Genomic DNA, 2302 nt, shown 5'->3' on the forward strand with positions numbered 1-2302 from the left:
TAACGATTCGCAGGAATAATTTCTTGGAACGGAAAAGGGCCTCCTTATATTGGGAGGGCAGCCTGTTAAACGTATTAAAAAAGGAGAGAAAAAAATGGACAGCGAAAAAAAACAGCCCAGTGGTTCCAGACAAGAAAACGGCTTTCTCATCGAAGGTAAGATTTCACGCGAACAGCCCGAGTGCCAGCCGGGGGAATTGAAACTGGCCGCGTACGTCTTCGACAAGGCCGGATCATTGTTGGGCAGCGCAGACATCGATGAGAAAGGCGGCTACAAGGTTGCCGTGCGGCTGGCGAAACCCGCCGATGTGGACCTTTTTGTGGGGCCTGCGGATATGCCCAAGCAGATCCGCCACTCCAGCGCTTACAAAAAGACATTTTCGGCCAAGGAGTGGAAGGGAGAAGGAGCGCACTACCGGCTGAGATTTGATGCTCTGCTGCCGGTGGATGTCTGGATTCCCTGGTGGCCGCTGCAAATCTGCATCTCCGGACATGTGCGCAAGGTCAGCCATGCCGACGGCGTCACCAATATCTGTCCCGTCCCCTTTGTGAAGGTCGAGATCTACGATGTTGACCGCGAAAATTGTTTCTGGCCGCCGTTGCGCAAGTGGTGGGAACTGCTGCTGGACAGGCCGGTAATTCGCATCCCCGATCTGCTCAAGGAACCACCCGTTTTAGTAAAACCTTTCCCTGGCCCCGACCCGGCGCCGGAGTTGAACCTGAAAGCAATGTCGACGGCGTCTGCCGGCATTGGCGCCCTGCGAACGGGACTGGCTAGTCTTGGCCCGCAGCCTGAGCCGCCGGATATTCCGTCGGTAACATTCACGCGCTCTATCCAGGCGGCTGCCACATTGACGGAAACAGTTTCCACAGTGTCGCAACCTGCCTTCACCCGTGTGGGCGAAGCCCGCCTGATGGACGGCAGCATCGCGGCCCGGCTGGACAAACTAACCCTCACCTCCAAGATCGCACCATGGCTCATCTTTCCGTTCTGCTTTTACAGCAGGGCAGAGGTGTGTGAAACCACGACCGATTGCGACGGCTATTTCAACTGCTGCTTCAACTGGTGGCCCTTCCATATCCGTCGCGGTCGGCTGCGCTTCGATTCCCGCCCGGATATCATCATCAAGGTGACGCAGGTCATCGACGGTGTCCCGACGGTAATCTACATGGACCCCTACACCAGTACCCGCTGGAACGTCACCCATGCCCATATCGACCTGTTTTTGGACAATGAAGAGGTCATCTGCGGCAACGGCAACTGCTACGATCCTCCGGCCGGTTCGCCGGTGCTCTTCACCCGGATCGGCGATGACGAGGTCTACAAGATCAACCAGGCGACAGGTCTGTACAACGAGGCGCCGTTGAGTAATGTTGCTTACGGCGGAAGCCTGCTCGTCTATGGCCAGTTCGGCGACGCTCTGACCACAGGCGCTCCGGCGCGCTACTATCGTCTCTCTTACGCCCGGGAGGGGAGCAGCGAATTTACCCCCGTCACCGCTGCCCTCGCGGATACACGCGTCGCGAAAGCCACGCTCTTCAGCGAGACCCATACCCTGGGACCCAAGACGATCAGCGGCGTACCGGCCCTCTATGAAGTGCGCAATTTCAGTGATTACTACTGGTATAATCCGGACTGGCTCGGCACCTGGTACAGCTGGCTGGCCGAAGCAGATACAGGCAAATACATCCTGCGGCTGGAAGTGTTTGATCAGAACGGCCTCAAACTTACCTCAGCGATGGGCGTAGACTACCGCGACGGCACAGTTTCCCCGCCGGCGGTGCTGCCGCCGATGCTGGATCGCTGCGACCTGGTCATCACCCTGGACAACAAGGCGCCGGAGGTGGAACTCACTATTCCCGCGGTGATAAACGAGTGCGGCGTCATTCCCTGGAACCCCGCCCTGTCGCTGGACTTCCAGGTGCAGGTCTCACAAGAAAACAACCGGCTGCGTTCCTGGGGCTTTTATTATACAAAGGGCGTCAATCCGACGATCCATTATCTCGACAGCGGTACTTCCAATAACGGACTGCCGGGCAGCATCAACAAGACTGTCTCCGGAGGAACGGCAGCCCCCGCGCCGGGAACCGGCATGCTTGCAGGCCTGGATACTACCTGTGCCTTCGCACTTAAGCTGTGGGCTTACGCTCATGTGCGCAACGGGCGATACTTCATCTATTATCGTGAACAGATGAAAGCCATCGCCATCGAAAAGTGTCCGTAAAAATGACGAAAGATCAATTGCCGTTTTAAACACGGCCGGGGGGAACAGTAAACACTGTTCCCCCCGTTCCTCAAAAAA

1 protein-coding gene is annotated in these 2302 nt (G+C 57.0%); it reads left to right on the plus strand.

The window, feature by feature from the left end:
* The first annotated feature begins 94 nt into the window (after nucleotides 1-94).
* Nucleotides 95-2224, plus strand: coding sequence for a hypothetical protein (locus tag PLN84_RS13135; protein ID WP_348532178.1), 2130 nt, complete (start codon nucleotides 95-97; stop codon nucleotides 2222-2224).
* The last annotated feature ends 78 nt before the right edge of the window (nucleotides 2225-2302 follow it).

The organism is Methanoculleus sp. (assembly GCF_035363275.1).
GTDB lineage: Archaea > Halobacteriota > Methanomicrobia > Methanomicrobiales > Methanoculleaceae > Methanoculleus.